This is a genomic window from Pseudomonas sp. EL_65y_Pfl1_R83, assembly GCF_963970695.1.
GTDB lineage: Bacteria > Pseudomonadota > Gammaproteobacteria > Pseudomonadales > Pseudomonadaceae > Aquipseudomonas > Aquipseudomonas tritici.
Genome location: NZ_CAXAQI010000523.1, coordinates 1 through 359 on the forward strand (window position 1 = coordinate 1; position 359 = coordinate 359).

The following is a 359-nucleotide window of genomic DNA, read 5'->3' on the forward strand; positions in this document are numbered from 1 at the left end:
GTGTGGATCGCCTCTTCGAAGGCCTGGCGCAGGATGTACTGGCGGCACTCCGGGTTGGTGATCAGGCGGTACACGGCCAGGACCAGGTTGTTGGCGACCAGCGAGTCGGCGGTGGAGAAGAAGCCGAGGTTGCGCATGACGATGCGGCGTTCGTCGTCGGTCAGGCCTTCGGGGGTTTTCCACAGGGCGATGTCGGCGGTCATGTTGACCTCTTGCGGCATCCAGTGGTTGGCGCAGCCGTCGAGGTACTTCTGCCAGGCCCAGTCGTACTTGAAGGGCACGAGTTGGTTGAGGTCGGCGCGGCAGTTGATCATGCGCTTTTCGTCAACGGCGACGCGGGCGGAGGCGCCTTCCAGCTC

At 64.1% G+C, this 359-nt stretch carries 1 protein-coding gene; it reads right to left on the reverse strand.

The window, feature by feature from the left end; all coding sequences use genetic code 11:
• A partial coding sequence (locus AACY08_RS30155) for a ribonucleotide-diphosphate reductase subunit beta (protein ID WP_339472743.1) occupies positions 1-359 on the reverse strand: 359 nt, incomplete at both ends.